This window comes from Chryseobacterium endalhagicum (assembly GCF_016745235.1).
GTDB classification, from domain to species: Bacteria; Bacteroidota; Bacteroidia; order Flavobacteriales; family Weeksellaceae; genus Chryseobacterium; species Chryseobacterium endalhagicum.
In genome coordinates, this window is sequence record NZ_JAELVM010000002.1 from 835,680 (window position 1) to 854,900 (window position 19,221).

Annotated in this window: 21 protein-coding genes; 11 read left to right on the forward strand and 10 right to left on the reverse strand. The window is 38.5% G+C overall.

What is annotated here, in order from left to right:
- Positions 1 to 300: 300 nt before the first annotated feature.
- From JET18_RS14055 to JET18_RS14065, 3 genes are read right to left on the reverse strand one after another with little or no spacing between them, the layout of a single operon-like run.
- Positions 301 to 852 carry a serine O-acetyltransferase gene (locus JET18_RS14055; protein ID WP_202092054.1) on the reverse strand — a complete coding sequence of 184 codons (552 nt, stop codon included), beginning with the start codon at positions 850 to 852 and terminating at the stop codon, positions 301 to 303.
- Between the two features lie 11 nt (positions 853 to 863).
- Entirely contained in the window at positions 864 to 2,015 is a 1,152-nt protein-coding gene (locus JET18_RS14060; protein ID WP_202092056.1) for a glycosyltransferase, read from the reverse strand.
- Entirely contained in the window at positions 2,015 to 2,524 is a 510-nt protein-coding gene (locus JET18_RS14065; RefSeq protein ID WP_228728553.1) for an acyltransferase, read from the reverse strand. Before JET18_RS14065 ends, JET18_RS14060 begins: the two co-directional genes overlap by 1 nt.
- Before the next feature lie 102 nt (positions 2,525 to 2,626).
- Between JET18_RS14065 and JET18_RS14070 the strand changes: the two genes are divergently transcribed.
- The gene (locus tag JET18_RS14070) at positions 2,627 to 3,601 is read left to right on the forward strand and encodes a ketoacyl-ACP synthase III (protein ID WP_202092058.1); all 975 of its coding nucleotides are present in this window, start codon (positions 2,627 to 2,629) and stop codon (positions 3,599 to 3,601) included.
- A 29-nt stretch (positions 3,602 to 3,630) separates the two neighbouring features.
- Positions 3,631 to 3,864 (forward strand): phosphopantetheine-binding protein, encoded by a 234-nt coding sequence (locus tag JET18_RS14075; RefSeq protein ID WP_202092060.1) that lies wholly within the window; start codon positions 3,631 to 3,633, stop codon positions 3,862 to 3,864.
- 88 nt (positions 3,865 to 3,952) lie between these two features.
- Here JET18_RS14075 and JET18_RS14080 read toward each other — a convergent pair whose 3' ends face one another.
- From JET18_RS14080 to JET18_RS14095, 4 genes are all read right to left on the reverse strand, one after another.
- Positions 3,953 to 5,137 (reverse strand): glycosyltransferase, encoded by a 1,185-nt coding sequence (locus JET18_RS14080; RefSeq protein ID WP_202092062.1) that lies wholly within the window; start codon positions 5,135 to 5,137, stop codon positions 3,953 to 3,955.
- 1 nt (position 5,138) lies between these two features.
- Positions 5,139 to 5,978 (reverse strand): glycosyltransferase family 2 protein, encoded by an 840-nt coding sequence (locus tag JET18_RS14085; RefSeq protein WP_202092064.1) that lies wholly within the window; start codon positions 5,976 to 5,978, stop codon positions 5,139 to 5,141.
- A gap of 5 nt (positions 5,979 to 5,983) precedes the next feature.
- Positions 5,984 to 6,526: an acyltransferase gene (locus JET18_RS14090; RefSeq protein ID WP_202092067.1), complete on the reverse strand. Its 543-nt coding sequence runs from the start codon at positions 6,524 to 6,526 to the stop codon at positions 5,984 to 5,986.
- Positions 6,527 to 6,666: 140 nt separating this feature from the next.
- Positions 6,667 to 7,473, reverse strand: coding sequence for a glycosyltransferase family 2 protein (locus tag JET18_RS14095; protein WP_202092070.1), 807 nt, complete (start codon positions 7,471 to 7,473; stop codon positions 6,667 to 6,669).
- A gap of 271 nt (positions 7,474 to 7,744) precedes the next feature.
- Here JET18_RS14095 and JET18_RS14100 point away from each other — a divergent pair, with 271 nt between their 5' ends.
- The 9 genes from JET18_RS14100 to JET18_RS14135 all read left to right on the forward strand — a co-directional run bounded on the left by JET18_RS14100 (position 7,745) and on the right by JET18_RS14135 (position 15,286).
- A complete protein-coding gene (locus JET18_RS14100; RefSeq protein ID WP_202092072.1) occupies positions 7,745 to 8,515 on the forward strand; it encodes a class I SAM-dependent methyltransferase in 771 nt (256 codons plus the stop codon).
- Positions 8,516 to 8,637: 122 nt separating this feature from the next.
- Positions 8,638 to 9,666 (forward strand): acyltransferase family protein, encoded by a 1,029-nt coding sequence (locus JET18_RS14105; protein ID WP_202092073.1) that lies wholly within the window; start codon positions 8,638 to 8,640, stop codon positions 9,664 to 9,666.
- A gap of 30 nt (positions 9,667 to 9,696) precedes the next feature.
- Positions 9,697 to 9,819 (forward strand): hypothetical protein, encoded by a 123-nt coding sequence (locus JET18_RS21955; protein WP_262896561.1) that lies wholly within the window; start codon positions 9,697 to 9,699, stop codon positions 9,817 to 9,819.
- 16 nt (positions 9,820 to 9,835) lie between these two features.
- Entirely contained in the window at positions 9,836 to 11,560 is a 1,725-nt protein-coding gene (locus JET18_RS14110; RefSeq protein WP_202092074.1) for an HAD-IIIC family phosphatase, read from the forward strand.
- Between the two features lie 18 nt (positions 11,561 to 11,578).
- Positions 11,579 to 11,815 (forward strand): acyl carrier protein, encoded by a 237-nt coding sequence (locus tag JET18_RS14115; RefSeq protein ID WP_202092075.1) that lies wholly within the window; start codon positions 11,579 to 11,581, stop codon positions 11,813 to 11,815.
- Positions 11,815 to 12,210, forward strand: coding sequence for a MaoC/PaaZ C-terminal domain-containing protein (locus JET18_RS14120; protein WP_202092076.1), 396 nt, complete (start codon positions 11,815 to 11,817; stop codon positions 12,208 to 12,210). The genes JET18_RS14115 and JET18_RS14120 overlap by 1 nt, the downstream gene beginning before the upstream one ends.
- The gene (locus tag JET18_RS14125; RefSeq protein WP_202092078.1) at positions 12,210 to 12,923 is read left to right on the forward strand and encodes an SDR family oxidoreductase; all 714 of its coding nucleotides are present in this window, start codon (positions 12,210 to 12,212) and stop codon (positions 12,921 to 12,923) included. The genes JET18_RS14120 and JET18_RS14125 overlap by 1 nt, the downstream gene beginning before the upstream one ends.
- 21 nt (positions 12,924 to 12,944) lie before the next feature.
- A complete protein-coding gene (locus tag JET18_RS14130; RefSeq protein WP_202092079.1) occupies positions 12,945 to 14,360 on the forward strand; it encodes an MBOAT family O-acyltransferase in 1,416 nt (471 codons plus the stop codon).
- A gap of 2 nt (positions 14,361 to 14,362) precedes the next feature.
- On the forward strand, positions 14,363 to 15,286 hold the full coding sequence (locus JET18_RS14135) for an SGNH/GDSL hydrolase family protein (RefSeq protein ID WP_202092080.1): 924 nt from the start codon (positions 14,363 to 14,365) through the stop codon (positions 15,284 to 15,286).
- 185 nt (positions 15,287 to 15,471) lie between these two features.
- On the opposite strand, the gene JET18_RS14140 is transcribed toward JET18_RS14135, so the two are convergent.
- The 3 genes from JET18_RS14140 to asnB all read right to left on the reverse strand — a co-directional run bounded on the left by JET18_RS14140 (position 15,472) and on the right by asnB (position 19,219).
- On the reverse strand, positions 15,472 to 16,413 hold the full coding sequence (locus JET18_RS14140; RefSeq protein WP_202092081.1) for a glycosyltransferase family 2 protein: 942 nt from the start codon (positions 16,411 to 16,413) through the stop codon (positions 15,472 to 15,474).
- Between the two features lie 71 nt (positions 16,414 to 16,484).
- Positions 16,485 to 17,423: a glycosyltransferase family 2 protein gene (locus tag JET18_RS14145; RefSeq protein WP_202092082.1), complete on the reverse strand. Its 939-nt coding sequence runs from the start codon at positions 17,421 to 17,423 to the stop codon at positions 16,485 to 16,487.
- Entirely contained in the window at positions 17,423 to 19,219 is a 1,797-nt protein-coding gene (gene asnB, locus JET18_RS14150) for an asparagine synthase (glutamine-hydrolyzing) (protein ID WP_202092084.1), read from the reverse strand. Before asnB ends, JET18_RS14145 begins: the two co-directional genes overlap by 1 nt.
- Positions 19,220 to 19,221: the final 2 nt, after the last annotated feature.

The following is a 19,221-nucleotide window of genomic DNA, read 5'->3' on the forward strand; positions in this document are numbered from 1 at the left end:
GGTGTTCTGCTATACCAATGATTTTAAAAAGATCCCTGAAGATTTTGAATGATCAGGATGGATGGGGAATGAGACAGCATAGAAAGCCGCATCATGCGTGAAAAGTAAATTTTTTTTCATGTTGGTGTGTTTCAAAATTATTGTGTTGTTTTTTTATAATGATTAAAAATTTTAACTAAAAGTTTTATTTTTTAAAAATTACTATAACAAAATTCAACAAAATAATTTTTTCCCACAATAGAGAGAATGACTTTTTTGATGAAAAACAATGAATATAGAAATAAATCTATAAAAAGTGTCTTAAATTTTATTATTGATGTAAGCTTCTGTAGCTCTTTCGGTTGAGTGAATGGTTGCCGGGTTTCCCATGACAACAGAATTGGCAGGAACATCAAAATTAACGTAGGAATTGGGAGCGATCAGAACATTGTTTCCAATAGTGATACCGCCTACAATAACAGCATTGGCTCCAATCCATACTTCATCACCAATCGTAGGAAAGCCCTGAAGTTTTCCGCGGTTCTGCTGGCCGATCGTTACGCCCTGCGCCATATTGCAGTTTTTCCCGATTCTGGCTTTCGGATTGATCACCAGACTTCCCCAGTGTCCCAGATAAAAACCTTCCCCGATCTCAGTTTCCGGATAAATCTGGTAGCCGTATTTGATCTGATAATGTCTGAGAACCAGTTTCCAGAATATTCCCAGAACAGGTTTTTGGTAATATTTCTGGGTTTTTCTCAAAACATAGATAAAATGAAGGTTCGGATTGATACATTTTTTCCAGATCTCAAATGAAGAGAGCCATTTTCCGCTTTCCCTGTAAAAATCCTTTTGTATAAGTGTATAACCCATTTTAAATCGTTTTATAATTCATCAATGATTTCCTGAAGATGTGCTACAGATTTCTGAAGAACAAATGGAAGGTCTGCCGCAGCGATCTCATTTTCGTAACGGGCGGTAAGTTCTTTGTCTGAAAGGAATTTTTTCATCCCTTCGTAAATTCCTTCCTCTGAATTGGGCGTGATCAGTCCTAATTTTCCGTCCTGAAGAAGATCCCTGATCCCGGAAACATCGGTAGAGACCACCGGTTTATTAAGGATAAGTGTTTCTGCAATAATGGTGGGAAAACCTTCGTGTCGGGAAGACATCACATAGAAATCTGCCTTTTTCAAATAAGGATAAGGATTGCTTCTGAAGCCGAGCATTTTTACTGTTTCCTGAAGTTCCAGTTCGTTAAGTTTTGCCAGGGTCTTTTCAAATTCGAAACCGTCACCGATAATAATGATCTGGTGTTTCAGCCCTTCATCGATCAGTTTTTTGTGAACATCAAGAAGCCTGTCGTAGCCTTTCTGCGGATAAACGGTCCCAATGGTAATAAACGTGGGAATATCGTTGGAGAAAGGATAATCATCGATTGCTGTATTGGCTTTTTTTAAAGTGTCTTCTTTATCAATCGGATTGAAGATTTTAATAACGGACTGCTTCTCCTGGTCACTTTTAGCCGCCTTCTGCATTTCCTCCTTCAGTTTATTGGAAATAACCAGTATTCTGTCAAATTTAAATAGCTGCCTGATAACATCCGGTGTGTATTCTTTAAGATTAAAAATATCGTTCTGGATCCAGATGATTTTTTTGGAATCTTTCTGCGGGCTGGACAGCAGTTCCCTGTACATACCGTGAATGGCTGCTATTTCTACATCGTATTTTTTATTTTTCAGAATAAATGTATAAAGTAGGGCAGGAAACCACAAAAACATTTTCTGATACAGCACTCTGAATGCTTTCACCGGAATTTCGTGAGGTCTGTTGGTCGTGATCATTTCTCCTTTCAAAAGATGATGAAGCTTCACCCATGACGGAACTTCTTTGATGTACATCCCTGTGTACAGATTGATCAGCAGATCCACCTCATATTTATCTTCCGGAAGGTTTTTAAGGAAATTGACAAGAACTTTTTCTGCCCCTCCATGTCGCAGGGAGCCGATACGTATTAGGATTTTCTTTTTTGCAGACATTATTTCACAGGTTTATAACGGTGGGGAAGATGCTCCTTGATATAGGCTTCTAATTGGGGTCTGTCTGCTTCAAGCTCTCTTGGATACATCACATTATTTTTTAAAGCTTTGTCTCCGTATTCTTCAATGGTGCAGATGAATTTTGCAGGAACTCCGGCGTAAACACTTCCCGGAGGCATAGAGGTGGTCAGAATAGATCCCGCACCCAAAACACAGTTGTCGCCCATTTCTACCCCCAGCATAATGATGGTATCTGCGCCTATCAGGCACTGTCTGCCGATTTTTATTCTTCCAAATGCTCTTACATCTTTATATTTTTCAAAGAAATGAAGGGCATTGTAGCCTCCGTCGTGATTGATGAACCTTACATTATTGGAAAATGTGGTTTCGTCCCCTATTTCAATTAAAAAAGGTTCGGTTCCAAATTCCGGAACCTCTACAAAACGCACATTCTTACCTACCTTCAACCCTTTTGCAAGATTGACCTTAAGATAAATTTTTTGTATCATCAAATGATAAGTGGTATGAATTTTTAATAGGATACGGAAGAGAAGAATCATCATTTAGGTAATTTGCTGTTTTATTTAATTTTACAAAGAAAAAGAATTTATATGATAAAAGTTTCCAAAATAGAATATTATTTGCCCGAAAAAATTCTGACCAATGAGGATCTTGAGAAAGAATTTCCGGAGTGGAATTCAGATAGAATTCAAGAAAAAATAGGGATCAGACAGCGCCATATTTCATCAGAAAACGAGACGGTTCTGGAGCTTGCTGTAAAGTCTTCGGAGAAGCTTTTCACCGGCTATGACAGGAGCGAAATAGATTTTGTGCTCTTCTGCACCCAAAGTCCGGATTATTTTCTGCCTACAACAGCCTGTATTCTTCAGGACAGATTGGGGTTGAGGAAGAATATCGGAGCGGTGGATTTTAATTTGGGCTGTTCGGGTTTCGTGTATGGACTGGCTTTTGCTAAAGGATTAGTAGCCGGCGGTGTGGCAGAAAGTATTTTACTGGTCACATCGGAAACCTATACGAAGCATATTCATCCGGATGATAAGGCTAACCGGAGCATATTTGGAGACGCTTCTGCTTCGGTGATTATAGAGAAGGATGAAAATGCGGCAGCTTATCAGTTCTGTCTGGGAACAGACGGAAGCGGCGCCGAGAATCTGATGGTAAAGAAAGGAGCTTTCAAAACGGATTTTGAACTGAATCCCGGGCATGATTTTGCTCCGGAAAACCTATATATGAACGGCCCTGAAATTTTCAATTTTACGATTGAGAATATTCCGGGACTGGTAAAAGAAACATTGGAAAAGAATGGACTGACGATGGATGATATCGATCATTTTGTATTCCATCAGGCCAATGCTTTTATGCTGAATTATTTAAGGAAGAAAACCAAAATACCCGCAGAAAAATTCTATATCAATATGGAAAATACGGGAAATACAGTTTCTGCAACCATTCCGATCGCTTTGAAAGATATGATGGATCAGGGTGTGTTGAAAGAGGGAGATAAGGTATTGATGGCCGGTTTTGGAGTAGGGTACTCATGGGGAGCAACCGTGCTGGATTTTTAAAAAATATGTACAAGCCAAAATAAATTTATATGAAGACAGCCATTTTTTTAGAGAAATTACAGGAAGAACTGGAAGAACGCGAAAAACTAACCGTTGAAACCAATTTAAGAGAACTTGAAAATTATGATTCAATCAGTTTACTCTCCGTTATTGCATTGGTAGATGAAAATTTCGATAATAAAATTGATACAAAGGATTTTAAAGATATAGAAACCGTTTCTGATCTGATGAATATTATTGGAAGAGAAAACTTCGAAGATTAAATCATTTTCTTAAGTAAAAGAAAAGCCGCTTTTTCAGATTGAAAAAGCGGCTTTTTTATGATAAAAAGGAGCCGTCTGATCTAAAGATCTAGGCATTTTCCTTATTTTGATTCTGGCGGTGGAGATCTTCAATGATTTCTTCCACGGCATTAAAGATTTTCTGGTTATCAAACTGTTCTTCTATCGTTTCCAGATTTTTTCTGATCTTCGCAACCAGTTCGGGATCCGTTAAAAAGGTCTTCATGGCGGCATACATCTCATTCGTGTCATAGTTGATGAGGTAGCCTGTTTCCCTGTCTTTGATCATAATTCCTACATCACCGGTATCGGTAGCAATGATAGGCTTCTGAAGGATTAATGCTTCAGCAATCACCAGCGGCCATGCTTCAGATTGGGAAGAGAGAATAAAATAATCGGCGTTTTTAATATACGGATAAGGATTCATCCTGTTGCCGCTTAAAATAAAGGTATTCTGCACATTGTTCACACGGATCTGCTCCGTAAGATTCTGCATCTCTTCACCGCTTCCCACCACGATAACCGTGTGATGAAAACCTTCGTCAATAAGCTTTTTATGAGCGTCAATAAGTTTATGGTATCCTTTTCTGTCGTGAAGGCGTCCCACGGAAACAAAAACAGGTCCTTCCGGAAAAGGTTCAATCTTTTCTTCTGCTTTTAATTTAATTTCTTCAATGGGAATCGCGTTGATCACTACACTTTCCTCAGGATATTTCAGTTCCGGATAATACTGGTGCATCATATCCTTGATTTTCGCAGAACAGTAGATCATATGATCAAACTGCGGAAAACTTTTAAGAATATCCGGAACCAGAGGCTGTAGTTTGGGAACATTAATTTCCGAGTGAAACCATCCTATTTTTTTTGAAGCCGGATTGCTGGAGTTAATGACAGATGAAAAGGTGGAATAGCTGGGAGCAATCTCAATATCAAATTTTTTATTTCCTAAAATACGGTCGGATATTTTATGGTCTTTCAGCATACGGGAAAGCTTGATTTTCCTGCGGATCAGCTGCAGTTTGTGAATCAGTGGGTTTTTGGAAAAATCTTCCTTACCGTCTGCTAAATATAATTTTTTAACATGTTTTGGAAATTCATTTCTCAGTTCACCCTGATTCAGGTTCAGGCAGACCGTGATGTCAAATTTTTCGGGATTGAGATTATTGACCATACTGAGAACCACTTTTTCCACACCGCCCATTTCCATAAAACGGTGTCTGAAGAGAACTTTTATTTTCTTATTTTGTGTTGACATTTTACCTGAAAAATTTTTGTAAAGTAATGAAGATTTTTCTTTTTATCCTATACGGAATTGAATTCTGATACTCCAAAAGGTTAAAAATTTCCTTCTGACCGGGATAAATTTCGGGAATTTTTTTTCCGTGAATGCTTTTAAGGTTTCTTCTTTTCATGGCATTAAAAACCACCCGGGAAAAGTATTCATAAGCCTTTACTTTGTTTTCATTCTGAGAGATGCCTGCGCTATGCGCTCTGTAAAGATAATTGGTTTCGTTGATAAAATGCACATTCCCCTTTTCGTACATTTTCAGGTAAAGGTCCTGATCTTCAGCTATCCTGAGGCTGGAATCCATCTTTTCTGTCTGCTCATAAATATCCTTTCTGAACGTCACAAAATGAGCGATCTGAACAGGATAATTAAAGAAATACCGGTCTCCGTTCTGAACCTGCATTGCTGATCTGAAGGGAGCAATAGGTTTAAGATTCCGATCACAGCTCATAAAACGTGAATAGGTAAGTACAACCTTTTTGTTGTGGGTAAACACCTGTACCGCTTTTTCAATGGCGCAAGGAAGAATGGCATCGTCCGGATCTACAAATCCGCAGATGTCTCCCGAAGCTAAATCAATGAGTTTGCTTTTGGTAACGCCTACACCGCAGTTTTGTTCATTTTCAAAAAATTTAAATCTGGTGTCTCCCGCAATAAGCGCCTGTACACGTTTTTTCTCTTCATAAGAAGATGCGTCGTCCAGAATGACTGCTTCCCAATCCGTATAGCTTTGAGACAATAGGGATTCATAGCAATCTCCGAAGAATGCCGCATTGTTGTAATGGGCAATAAGTACCGAGAATTTCATTCTGATTACAGGGGTCTGTGTACGAGGTCCTGTTTATTGATCACCTGCGTATTGGCAGGGATATCTTTGTAGATGGTGCAGCCAGCGCCAATAATGCAGTTGTCACCAATCGTAACACCTTTCAGAACCGTTACGTTGCTGCCAAGCCAGCAGTTGCTGCCTATTTTAATCGGAGCTTTTGTAAATGTTGATGAATGAACTTTGAATGCAGGAGAGGTTTCGTAAGCGTGATTATGATCATAAAGCTTAACATTCTCACCAAATAAAGTGTTTTCTCCTATGGAAATGTGCTCCAGACAGTTGATCGAGCAAAAATTATTCATAAAAAAACGGTCCCCAATCTCCAGAGTAGCTTCTTTCGTCACCAGAATACAGCAGTAATTTCTGAATTCTACCGATTTTCCGATGCTTACCTTTTTTAAATCTTTATCAAGAACAAAGCGGCCTCCAACACCCAGTCTGATATTTTCAAAAAATACCCTACTGTGTTTTTTTAATAGAGAGAGCTGCTGCCTTCTGTAAATTTTTTCAAGAAAATTATAGAACATATTAACAGATTTATTTTATTCATTTGTAGAACAAATATAATTTGTTTTTTACATATTTAACAGGGAAATGGTTTTATTTTTCTCTGTAATAGTGTGTTTTAAATGAATTGGTTGAAAAATTCTCTATTTTTAGTTTGTTTTTATGTTATTTTTCTTATGATTCTTTTAATAAGCGTATTTTGTTTTTCAAAGATAAAATTGGGAAGATTATCAATGCTTTCACTGTCTTTTTTATAAAGCATACGGATCTGCCTTCTTTTCAGCGTATCCGCTAATACGAGATGCCAGTTTTTATGAAGTTTTTCTTTCTTTTTTTTATCCTGGGAAACTCCTTTCTGATGAATTCTGTAGAGATAGAGCGGTTTTTTTATGTAAAAGAAACTCCCTTTTTCATAAAGTTTCAGGTATAAATCCTGATCCACCGATGAACTGATGTTTTCATTTATCCCTTCGGTTGTATCGTAAACTGCTTTTTTAAAGGTAAAGAAATGAGCCACTTCAAAATTGATATTAAAAAAATCAGGGTCCCCGTTTTTTATTTTCCGGGAATAAGGGAATAATTTCTCAATGGTAAGATTTTCATCGCAGACATAAAATTGAGAGTAGGTGGCCGCTATCTTTTCCCGGGCATATATTTTTACAGATTCTTCCAGAGCATCAAGTGTTAAGGCATCATCAGGGTCCAGAAAGCCACAGATATCTCCGGTCGCCAGTTCTGCACATCTTCTTTTGGTGTATCCGGTTCCTTTGTTAATTTCATTTTCATAAAGGAAAAAGCGGTCGTCACCGGCAATCATTTCTCTTAACGTATTTTTTTCAGATTCGGCAGAGCAGTCATCCACTATAATCACTTCCCAGTTTTTATAGGTTTGTTGCAAAATGCTGTCAAAGCACTGTTTAAGAAATGCCCCATTGTTGTAATGAGCAATTAATATCGAAAACTTCATCCTCCTTATTTAAAAAATTGAGCTTTATTAATCATTTAATATTCAAAGCAATGTACATAAAGCAGCCGTTCTGGAGTCTCAAAAAAGATGCCGGAATGTATATTTTTAAACTTTTATTTTGTGTTTTTAGAAAATACACGCTGAATTTTCTATTTTTAAAAAAAATATTATGCAATATGCGTTAATTGTGTGAATGTACGTATATTAAATGATTCCGGTCAATAGAAACCGGAAAAAATAATATTAATTTTCATCCTTATAAAAACACAAAATGGGTGAAATAACAAGAATTTTCAAAACATTGATAGGGTATCTGAAACGCCCCGGTCTTTATCCGGAACTGGGCCGGAAAATTATTAAAAATACTGTAAACAGAGGGAATGCTTTCAAAGGAAAGGACAAAACAAATTCCTGGGCAGCACAAAAAGCGGTTTCCCAGAAAGGTGCTGTTTTTATGTTATTCGGACTTGACATAGAGGCATTCCGTTCTGATTATGCTGATGTTCTGAAAACAGCAGAACAAAGAGAAAGGGAATGTCCGATAAAAATGGGTGGTCCAGGAGCACTGGAACTGCTGTACTATGCCTGTGAATTTACCAATGCAAAGCATGTCGTGGAAACAGGCGTGGCTTATGGCTGGTCTTCGCTGGCATCACTGCTGTCTCTTTCGAAAAGAGGCGGAACTCTGTACAGCTCAGATATGCCGTATCTGGCTCAGGATGGTGATCAGTATGTAGGATGTGTAGTGCCCCAAAATCTTAAAACAGGCTGGAAATTATTCAGGTTTGCGGATAAGGAATCACTGCCGAAGATCTTTGCTGAAAACGCTGTCTTTGACGTTCTTCATTACGATTCGGATAAGAGCTATAACGGAAGAATGTGGGCCTACGAAGTGCTTTACCAGCATTTGAAAAAAGGAGGAGTATTTATCAGTGATGATATAGGTGATAATTCTGCTTACCAGGATTTTTGTGAGAAAAACAACATAGAAACAAGGGTAATAGGATATGAAGGTAAATATATCGGTGTTTTTGTCAAATAAACCTGAGACGGATTAATACATAAACAAAACTTTTTTATTTTTGCAAACTCAGGGCTTTGTATGTAAAGGTCCTGAGCTTTCATATTCAATAAATTGTAATGGCTGTCAGGCAGCTCCCATGAATGAAGATAAGTCAGATAACATTTACCCGGTTTATTGCTGCTATAGCCATCGTGATTTCGCATTTTAACAAGGACATGTTTTTGTATAAGATAGATTATATTTCAAACATCTTTTTAGAGGCCAATGTAGGGGTGAGCTATTTCTTTATTCTTTCCGGTTTTATTATGATTGTGGCCTACCACAAGAAAGAAAAAATAGGATATATAGATTATTACAAAAACAGGTTTGCACGGATCTTTCCATTGTATGTGCTGGGACTCTTGCTTTATCTGGTGACAAAATATGCCAATTTCAGTATTCCTGCAGCAGTTTTGTACTTGCTTGGGCTTCAAAGCTGGATTCCTGGTAAGGTGATGATCCTGAATTTTCCGGGATGGTCTATTTCCGTTGAATTTTTGTTCTATCTTATCTTCCCGGTCCTTTACAATTATTTCTACTCCAAAAAAAATAAAAGCATCTGGATCGTAGCTATTCTATTATGGGTGGTGACTCAGGTATTTTCTCATCTTTACGAAGCTTCGTCATATTATGAAGGGCTCCACACAAAAAGTCAGCAGTTCCTGTATTATTTTCCGCTGATGCATGTGAATGAATTTCTGGTTGGGAATCTCGCGGGTTTGTTTTTTATTACTAATTTTAAGCAGAAGAATTATGATATTCCCATCATCCTGATCTTTTTGGCGATCCTGCTGGCTTTGATTTTTGTTCCGCTTTTTTATCATAACGGGCTTATGGCAGTGCTTTTTATTCCGCTTATTGTTTTAATATCATGGAATAATGGTTTTCTAACGAAATTATTTTCCTTAAAACCTTTAGAATACCTGGGCGAAGCAAGCTATGCAATTTATATTACCCATATTCCCGTTCTTTATATTTTAAGGGAGATTATACAATGGAAATGGAAGACGATGGACACTGACGGTAAATTCTGGATTTACATGGCTGTTCTCATTCCTGTCTCGATGCTGTTCTACCAGTTTATTGAAAAACCGATGCGGAATTATATAAAAAAAATAAATATCAGATAAAATCTTTATTTTTGTACCAAGACAAACACAATGATAATAAATACAAGCGTTTCCAAAACATACAGTTTTACTACAGATAGAGTGCTGCATGACCATTATAGAAAGAATAGAAAAGAGCTGACAGAACTGGAAACCGGTACATTAGGATTTTAATAAAATAAAAGAGTTTATGTACAAAACGTTTTCCGAACTGAAAAAAGAACTCCGCAGGGATACTACTCAGCTTAAGAAGATCAAAGTAGCATTATTAGGGGATACTGCCACGCAGTTTCTCAATATTGCACTGAGAGGAACGGCCATCAATGAAGGTTTTGAGGTGGAAGTTTTTGAAGCTGATTTTGGTCAGATTTCAAGACAGATCCTGGATCCTTCCTCTGAGTATTATGAGTTTAATGCAGATTATACCATCATCTTTGAATCTTCCCACAAATTACTAAGCCAATATTATAAATCCTACGATACACAAACTGCTTTTGCGGAAAATAAAATTTCCAATATAGAGGAGCTGTACCGTACCATTCAGAGCAGAACCAAAAGCAGGGTAATCTATTGCAATTTTCCGGGAATCAATAACCAGGTTTTTGGAAATTTTTCCAATAAAGTAGAATCTTCTTTTGTTTTTCAGCTGAATAAGCTCAATTATTTGCTGACTGCACAGCTTGCTATAAGTAACGATAATTTCTTCATCGCAGATCTTCATTCAATTCAGAATAAATGGGGACGCAATTTCATGTTCTCACCCAGCATTTATGTGAATACTGAAATGGTGCTGTCTCTGGACGCGCTGCCCATTGTAGCCCATCATATCACAGGAATTATCTCTTCTCTGGAAGGAAAGTTTAAGAAATGCCTGATCCTTGATCTCGATAATACAACCTGGGGCGGGATCATTGGAGACGATGGTCTGGAAAAGATCCAGATTGGAAGCCTTGGAATAGGGAAAGCATTTACAGAATTTCAGTATTGGGTAAAAGCACTTCAGAAAAGAGGGGTTATTCTGGCGGTCTGCAGTAAAAATGATGAAGATAAAGCCAGAGAGCCTTTTGAAAAACACCCTGATATGGTCCTTAAAATGGAAGATATTGCTGTTTTTGTGGCGAATTGGGATAATAAAGCCGATAATATCAGGAAAATTCAAAGCATTCTGAATATCGGGTTCGATTCTATGGTATTCCTGGATGATAATCCTTTTGAACGGAATATTGTACGGGAAAATCTTCCTGAAGTCTGTGTTCCTGAACTGCCGGAAGATCCTGCAGAATATCTGGAATATCTGTACAGCCTGAATCTTTTCGAAACCGCCAGTTTCTCAGAAAATGATGCGGAAAGAACCAAACAGTATCAGGTGGAAGCCCAAAGAGCAGTAGACCTCGACAGTTTTACCAATGTGGAGGATTTCCTGAAAAGTATGGCGATGACCTCGGATGTAAAATCTTTCGACAGTTTTTCAAAACCGAGAGTTTCCCAGCTGACACAACGTTCCAATCAGTTTAATCTGAGAACGGTAAGATATACGGAACAGGATGTGGACAACCTGATCAAATCCGATGATCACTACACATTGTCTTTCACACTGGAAGATAAATACGGAGACAACGGCCTGATCTGCGTGATTGTTCTGGAGAAAAAAGCCCCGGAAACACTCTTTATCGATACATGGCTCATGAGCTGCCGTGTTCTGAAAAGAGGAATGGAAGACTTTACCCTGAACACCATCATTGACACCGCGAAGAAAAACGGCTATAAATATGTAGTGGGAGAATATCTTCCGACTGCCAAAAACCAGATGGTAAAAGACCATTATGAAAGATTAGGGTTCTCCCAACAGGATCAGAAATGGGTTCTGGATGTGGACACCTATCAATCCAAACAAGTATACATTAACACTAAATAATTATTCCCATATAACATTATGAACAAAGATGAAATTTTAGCTAAGCTGACAGGTATTTTCCATGACGAACTGGATAATGATGCCATTGTATTAAGTTTTGAAACCACTGCAGATGATATTGAAGAGTGGGATTCCCTTTCTCATATCCAGCTGATTGTAGCGGTGGAGAAAGCTTTTGGAGTACGTTTTACCTCTTCAGAAATCCAGAGCTGGAATAATGTAGGAGAAATGATAGACTGTATACTTGCAAAATAATGGTACTTCAGGAAAACCAGGCATTTAAGCATCAGTTCAGGGTAGATGACCATGTTTACAATGGTTTTATCTCTGTGTTTGAGGACCGGAATGTGCTGCATACCGATGAGGAATTTGCAAAGAATAAAGGTTTTCAGTCCAAAGTGATGCACGGAAATATCCTGAACGGTTTTCTTTCCTACTTTATCGGAGAGCTGCTTCCTACAGATGATGTAATGATCCTTTCACAGACCATCAATTTTAAAAATCCGGTGTATCTGAATGATGTTTTAAATTTTGAAGCCGTAATCACAGATCAGTCGGAGGCTGTCCGCGTGAATACTTTTGCCTTTAAATTCATCAATGAAAATCTTAAAACAGTAGCCTCAGGTAAAATTCAAATCAAAGAATTCTAATGAAAAAAGTGGTATTGACCGGAGGTTCATCCGGAATTGGTAAAGAAATTAATCTTTTTCTACTGGAAAAAGGATATCAAGTATTGTTTACCTACTGCCATTCCGAAGCTCCGGCAAAGGAAATAGAGCACAGGTTTCCCAATGCAAAATCTTTTCAGATCGATTTCAATTCAGGAGACCAGATGAATGCCTTTCAGACTGAAATAGAAGCTTTTGATCCTGATATTCTGATTAATAACTATTACAGCGGAAGTTTTATCGATACCTATTTCCATAAAACAGAAGCGGAGAAAATCCTTGAAGATTTTAAAAATAATGTGATTCCGGCTCTTGAAGTGACGCAGAAATGCATCAATATTTTCAGGAAAAAAAAGCTGGGAAGAATTATCAACATCCTTTCCTCTTCAATGGTTGCCCCGGCTATGGGAACTTCCGTTTATAATTCCAACAAAGCTTACCTTCTTCAGATGAGCAAAAGCTGGGCAGTGGAAAATGTAAAATTCGGGATTACCTGTAATTCTGTTTCCCCGTCTTTTATTCCTACTGATTTTCATAAAGATATGGATGACAGAATGAAGGAGATGATTATTTCCGGATACCCGCTGAAAGATAAACTTGAAGGCGGCGATGTAGCCAATATCATCGAGCTCTGCATCAACGGCGGAAAACATTTCAACGGAAATCATCTTTTTGTAGATGCCTCCCATTATTAATGAGATTGTAAATAAAAATCAATGCAGTTCACATCTATTGCCTTTTTTCTTTTCTTTACGGTAGTTTTTGGCCTTTACTGGTGGGTCGGCAGGAAGAATCTGAAACTTCAGAATATGTTGCTGCTGGCGGCTAGCTATGTTTTTTACGGTTTTTGGGACTGGAGATTTCTGGCACTTCTGGCCGGAAGTTCTGCCGTAGCTTATTATTTAGGACAGAAAATTGGCGAAAGTCAGGGACGGGCGAAGAAAATTTATATCAATTCAGGTTTAATTCTGGCGATAGGAACCTTATTTTATTTTAAATATTTTGGATTTTTTATCGACTCTTTTGCTGATTTGTTTGCTATTCAAAACAAACTTACCCTTTCCATTATTTTACCGTTAGGGATCAGTTTTTATACCTTTAGAATCGTCAGTTATTTTCTTGATATTAAAAACAATAAGCTGAAACCGGAAACTGATGTTCTTGCATTTTTCAATTATGTGGCTTTCTTTCCGAGTATGACCTCAGGCCCGATTGATAAAGGAGGTTTGCTGCTTCCCCAGCTGAAAAAAGAAAGAATTTTCACAGAAGAGGCAGGAGCAGATGCGGTAAGACAGATTCTTTACGGAGCATTTAAAAAATTGGTGGTAGCCAACAGCATTACCCCGATAACACAGTCTATTTTTCAAAACTATGAAACCCTCTCAGGAAGTACGGTCGCATTCGGAGCTATCCTTTTTCTGTTCGAGCTGTATGCTGACTTTTCAGGATATTCTGATATGGCCGTTGGGTTCGCAAGGTTACTTGGATTTAAAATCACCAAAAACTTTGCATTTCCCCTGTTTGCGCAGAATATTGCGGAATATTGGAGAAAATGGCACATTTCGCTCACTTCATGGCTTACAGAATATGTTTTTACCCCTTTGGTGATTCAGTTCAGGGATTATGGCAAAAGAGGACTTATTGCAGCTATTATTCTGAATTTTATACTGATTGGCGCATGGCACGGGCCGAGACTTACCTTTGTATTGTTCGGGCTGCTTCACGGGCTTTATTATATTCCTCTTATTGTAAAGGATAAGCTTAACAAAAAGAAAAAGTTTTCAGGGAATTTTCCTACCATTAAAGAGCTTGGGAATATACTTCTGACCTTGGTTATGGTATGTTTTGCACTTGTACTTTTTGCAGCACCTGATCTGAAAGCTGCTCTGGGAATGTACGGAAGGATCTTCAGTTTTTCCTTATTTTCAGTTCCGCAGTTTATGAAGATCAAGGTTCTGGGTTTAATTGGTATTCTGATTGTCATCGACTGGCTTAATAAAGACCAGGAACACGGACTGGAGATCAAAAGATTGAATCCTTTTATCAGACGAGCTTTCTATGTTTTTCTGATCTTTATGATCATGTACTACGGCGTATTTTCTAATGGAAACTATATCTATGAACAGTTTTAATTATGGGAAAGTTTTTATTTAAAATATCATTATACATCATTGGAGTAGCCGGCGTACTGCTGCTTCTGGGCTCTTATGCAGATGGGAATACGGATGACAACTACATGCATTTTGCTGTGGAAAAACCTCACAATATTATTCTGGGAGATTCCAGAAGTGTGCAGGGAATTGTACCTGATGTGCTGAAAACCAGGCTGTCCGTTCCCTTTGACAATTTTTCATTGAATATCGTTGAATCCCCTTATGGAGAGGTTTATCTGAAAGGTTTAAAAAGAAAACTGGCTTGTGATACTAAAAACGGAATTTTCATCCTTACCGTAAGTCCCTGGAACCTTGCGCTGACCAGCGGAATAAAGAAAAAAGAAGACTTTCCGGAAGCCCATTCTCCGCTCAATAACATGTACTTTTACGATAAGTCGCCCAATTATGAATACCTGATCAGAAATTATAACAAAAGCTGGTTCAGAATATATCTTGACAGGGAAGAAGCGGGAAAATCTAATACCTATCTCCATAAAGACGGCTGGATGGAAGTGAATGTAGATATGAATAAAGATTCTGTGGCTGCGAGAGCTGCCGTGAAAATAAAAGAATACAAGGCCGTGCTGAATACTTACAGCCTGTCTCAGGAACGGTTGAAAGCCATCAATGAAATCATAGATTATTTGCAGCCCAAAGGAACGGTATATCTCGTAAGAATCCCGACCTCTCAAGGCATGGTGGATCTTGAAAATGAAAGGTTTCCTGAATTCAATACTGTCATAAAGGATCTTTCAAAGAAGAAACATGTGAAATACTACGATTTTTCCGGAAGAAGTGATGACTATCTGTACACCGATGGAAACCATATGTACAGAGAATCTGGAAAGATGCTTACTTCACAGATTGCAGATTCCATCCAATCGGAACAGAAAAGATTAAAATAATCTAATAAGGTCAGGAGGCTTGATGCTGGAAGAGGGAAGTTACTGAAGTCTGAAAGCAGAATACAGTACCCTTTGATTAGATTTTAAGATTGTTTCATCAAAATGAACGGAAGCCGATGGAAATTATTGGCTAAGACTAACTTCCAGCCTCCTTCTTCCGCCTTCCCGCCTTTATTTACCCGAACTCAGCTAAATAAATCCTTCCTGAAGTTAATATTATAAAGTCCCGAACGGATACTTTTATAATCTGTCAGCCCGTATTTCAGGATCATTCCCCACTTTTTCATAACAGGGGCGTTACCAATCTGAAAGCTTCTGTACATCCTGTTGATATGCAGTTTTACGTTATCCGGCATATTCTCACCGGCAGCCCAGTTGTCGAGCTCTTTCCATAAAAGAACCCTGGTACTGGCAGGCTTTATTTTTTTTGAATCCACCTGGGTAATCCTGTTATTTTCGTGTACCCCACGCATTCCTACTGCCTGATCTAAAATTCCGGGATAAAGATCAAGATAAAAAGAAAGTCTGATGATAAATTCACTGTCCTGGTGAAGTCTTAAAGTTGTTCTGAACAGAATTTTCATCTTTTTCATTAACGGTTCCCTGCGGACTGTAAGGGAGTCAATGCTGAAAAGCCCGAAGCTGCCGAGCATATAGATCTGACCTGGAAAAACATCTTTTGGGCCATGTTTTTTGTATACGGTTGTCAATCTGTCCCCGAAAACAGGGTAGTACTGCTCTTTTGCTTTCTCAGAATAGTAATGCACTCCCAATGCTCCATAAACACCTTCTACCTCCGGGTTTTTAAAAAGTTCTCTTTCTGCGTCAAACCTGTTGGGAAGATAATAATCATCTGCATCCAGAAATGCGATAAAGTCTCCGGTGGCGTTTTCTATCCCCAGATTTCTGCTGGGACCTGCTCCGTGATTGCCTTTGTCAGGATGCTGGAAAAGCTTCACTTTTGGATGCTTTTCGGCAAGCTGGCAGCATACCTCCAAAGCGTTATCAGGAGATTTGTCTTCTACAAGGATCACTTCATACACTTCATCAAACTGAAGCGCTGATTCTACAGCCTGCGAAACAAATTTTTCAGCATTGTAAACCGGGATAATTACTGATATCTTCATTTTGGAACGATTAATAAATCTTAGTGTTTATAATTTAATGTATTCTGAATTTTTACTGTTATCATTCAGCTTCACGAATGCGTATAAGTGAACCTGTATTTTGTTTTCAGAATCTTTGGATCTTTAACAATTGCTGCCAATAAAGCAGCTGTTTTTGAAAATCCTTTTTTTGTAGACAGCTCAAAAGCTTTTTTCTGTAAAGCGATATGCTGCATGGCATCACGGTCGGGTTTGTTTTTGTTCGACCAGTCATACAGGGAGTTCCATAAAAGAAACTGTCTCTGGTTATACTGTGGTGAATATTTGACGATCTTGGTAATCCGGTTGTCATCATGAACGCCTCTCACAGCGATAGGCTGATCTATGATTCCAGATTTTAAATGACAGTGGAACGCCAGTTTAATGATAAAGTCAGAATCCTGATGAACCCTGAGTGTTTCGTTGAACTTTAGATTGTTTTTCTGTAATGCAGACTTTCTTACAGTCAGTGTATTCAGATGGAAAAATGTACCGAAAGTTTTAGTTGTTAAACCTAAAAGCCCTCTGAATACTTCTTTTCCCTCAGCAGGATAGTTCACTGTCGTCAGGGAGACGTTCGTAAATTTGGATTGAAATTCCTGCTTCCCTTTTTCAGTTAAATACTCAACGGTGATGGCTCCGAAAACCCCATCAATAGTAGGATTCTCAAATGCTTTTTTCTCTATATCAAACCTGTTGGGAAGATAGTAATCATCTGCATCCAGAAATGCTATAAAATTTCCGGTGGATTTTTCTATCCCAAGGTTTCTGGTGGCAGCAGCACCGTGATTTCCCTGATCCGGATGCTGGAACAGCTTTACTTTTGAATGCTGCTCCGCCAGTTTCCGGCAGATTTCCAGTGAATGGTCTGTAGACTTATCTTCAACCAGAATAATTTCTTTTACCTCTTCAAATGGCAGTGCAGATGCCACAGATTTTTCTAAAAACGCTGAAGCGTTGTATACCGGTATGATTACAGAAATATCAGTCATTACAGTACGGCTTGGTTGTTATGAGCCCAAAGAGCCAGCTGAAGAAGATTCCAGTGTTTATTATCTTTGACAAGGAATTTCTGGGCAGCATCAAAATCAATATAATTGAAAATTTTCTGATCGCGGTTTTTCAGAAGATCATCCGAAAGTTTAGCGATATTATCCTCGGCAAACCAGCTTTTCACACTCATCCCGAATCCCTGTTTATGACGTTTTCTGATGGTTTCCGTCCAGTAAGATCCCATGGCTTCACGAAGGATAATTTTGTCATTATCATCCGTCAGTTTCAGCTGCTCCGGGAGCTGGATGCAAAACTCGGCAAAGTCCAGATCAAGGAAAGGCGTTCTTACTTCCAGTGAATTTGCCATGGCCATACGATCAGATTTTACCATCATATTCCCAGGAACATAGTGTTCAAGATCCACTCTCATAATATCATTCAGAGAGTCGGGATCGGGGGTAAAGCTGTACTCCTGTTTGTAATCAGATAAAAGCCCGAGTCTGTTTCTTTCTTCTTTATTAAAATCATTCCTTACAAAATTCAGGTGAAAATCCAGAATGGAAGCATATTTTAAATTCTGCTGGGTAACGAAAGAAGTCTGTCTCGCCTTTTGATATAATTTTAAACCAAACTGGGCAATGATATTCTTGTAGCTGAAATGGTTTTTTAATTTATTTTCAACGGTATAAAAATGATACCCTCCGAAAAGTTCGTCACCCACATCTCCGGAAAGCGCAACGGTGAGACTTTTCTTTGCATTTCTGCAGATCTCATAATGCGGCAGGTATGAAGTGTCGGCAAAAGGTTCATCCAGAAACGGAGATATTTTCAGCAGAGATTCTGCCAGATCACCTTTCTGCTCGTGTACTTCGCGGTGGTTGGTCTTATATTTATCTGCAATTTCTTTTGCGAATTTAAGCTCACTGTCTTTGTGATCATATCCAAAACTGATGGTGGTCTGATGAGGCAGAAATTCATCCACCAAAGCCACAATAGAAGAAGAATCGAGGCCTCCGCTCAGGAAACTTCCAACTTCCACATCGGCAATAAGCTGTTTTTTAACTGCATTTTTCAGCAGATACATAAATTCTTCCTTAGCATCAGATAAACTTAAAACCCTGTCTTTTGCCGGAAGGCTGTAATATCTTGAAACGGTAATTTTCCCCTCTTTCCAGATCAGCTGGTGAGCCGGCGGTAAGGTAAAAATATTGCTGTAAATACTTTGATAGGAACTTACATAACCGTACTGCAGATAATGGGACAGAGCGTCCGTATTTACTTTTGGCTGGATGAGTCCTGAAGCCAGAATAGCTTTAATCTCCGACGCGAAAATAAATTCATTGTTATTTCCGATAGCGTAATAAAAAGGTTTTTCTCCAAAACGATCTCTTGCACAAAAAAGCTCCTGCTTTTGGTTGTCCCAGATAGCAAAAGCAAACATTCCCGGAAGATCATGGATGAGGTTTTCCTGTTTGCGCTGATACATCGCCAGGATCACTTCGGTATCTGAACCTCCGTGATAAGGATATTCCGCATAATTTTTTTTAATATCCTGATATCCGTAGATCTCTCCGTTCAGAACAATACATTCATTTTTTGTATTGGAGAACATAGGCTGCTTACCGTTATCAGACAGATCTATAATGGAAAGTCTGCGGTGGCCCAAGGCAGCATTGTCATAAAACTCGAAATGCGAAGAATCCGGTCCACGGTGTATCATGGAATCCGTCATTTTCTGGATTTCTTCGTGATAATTTCTGGCATTATTAGCGATGATTCCGGCTATTCCACACATGT

Excerpts from the sequence above, each read along its gene's own strand:
- JET18_RS14120 (WP_202092076.1), top strand. The coding sequence starts at position 11,815 with ATGGTACTTCAGGAAAACCAGGCATTTAAGCATCAGTTCAGGGTAGAT.
- JET18_RS14140 (WP_202092081.1), bottom strand. The coding sequence starts at position 16,413 with ATGAAGATATCAGTAATTATCCCGGTTTACAATGCTGAAAAATTTGTT.
- JET18_RS14125 (WP_202092078.1), top strand. The coding sequence starts at position 12,210 with ATGAAAAAAGTGGTATTGACCGGAGGTTCATCCGGAATTGGTAAAGAA.
- JET18_RS14105 (WP_202092073.1), top strand. The coding sequence starts at position 8,638 with ATGAAGATAAGTCAGATAACATTTACCCGGTTTATTGCTGCTATAGCC.
- JET18_RS14075 (WP_202092060.1), top strand. The coding sequence starts at position 3,631 with ATGAAGACAGCCATTTTTTTAGAGAAATTACAGGAAGAACTGGAAGAA.
- JET18_RS21955 (WP_262896561.1), top strand. The coding sequence starts at position 9,697 with ATGATAATAAATACAAGCGTTTCCAAAACATACAGTTTTACTACAGAT.
- JET18_RS14095 (WP_202092070.1), bottom strand. The coding sequence starts at position 7,473 with ATGAAGTTTTCGATATTAATTGCTCATTACAACAATGGGGCATTTCTT.
- JET18_RS14100 (WP_202092072.1), top strand. The coding sequence starts at position 7,745 with ATGGGTGAAATAACAAGAATTTTCAAAACATTGATAGGGTATCTGAAA.
- JET18_RS14085 (WP_202092064.1), bottom strand. The coding sequence starts at position 5,978 with ATGAAATTCTCGGTACTTATTGCCCATTACAACAATGCGGCATTCTTC.
- JET18_RS14110 (WP_202092074.1), top strand. The coding sequence starts at position 9,836 with ATGTACAAAACGTTTTCCGAACTGAAAAAAGAACTCCGCAGGGATACT.
- JET18_RS14090 (WP_202092067.1), bottom strand. The coding sequence starts at position 6,526 with ATGTTCTATAATTTTCTTGAAAAAATTTACAGAAGGCAGCAGCTCTCT.
- JET18_RS14115 (WP_202092075.1), top strand. The coding sequence starts at position 11,579 with ATGAACAAAGATGAAATTTTAGCTAAGCTGACAGGTATTTTCCATGAC.
- JET18_RS14145 (WP_202092082.1), bottom strand. The coding sequence starts at position 17,423 with ATGACTGATATTTCTGTAATCATACCGGTATACAACGCTTCAGCGTTT.
- JET18_RS14070 (WP_202092058.1), top strand. The coding sequence starts at position 2,627 with ATGATAAAAGTTTCCAAAATAGAATATTATTTGCCCGAAAAAATTCTG.
- JET18_RS14135 (WP_202092080.1), top strand. The coding sequence starts at position 14,363 with ATGGGAAAGTTTTTATTTAAAATATCATTATACATCATTGGAGTAGCC.
- JET18_RS14130 (WP_202092079.1), top strand. The coding sequence starts at position 12,945 with ATGCAGTTCACATCTATTGCCTTTTTTCTTTTCTTTACGGTAGTTTTT.
- asnB (WP_202092084.1), bottom strand. The coding sequence starts at position 19,219 with ATGTGTGGAATAGCCGGAATCATCGCTAATAATGCCAGAAATTATCAC.
- JET18_RS14080 (WP_202092062.1), bottom strand. The coding sequence starts at position 5,137 with ATGTCAACACAAAATAAGAAAATAAAAGTTCTCTTCAGACACCGTTTT.
- JET18_RS14055 (WP_202092054.1), bottom strand. The coding sequence starts at position 852 with ATGGGTTATACACTTATACAAAAGGATTTTTACAGGGAAAGCGGAAAA.
- JET18_RS14060 (WP_202092056.1), bottom strand. The coding sequence starts at position 2,015 with ATGTCTGCAAAAAAGAAAATCCTAATACGTATCGGCTCCCTGCGACAT.
- JET18_RS14065 (WP_228728553.1), bottom strand. The coding sequence starts at position 2,524 with ATGATACAAAAAATTTATCTTAAGGTCAATCTTGCAAAAGGGTTGAAG.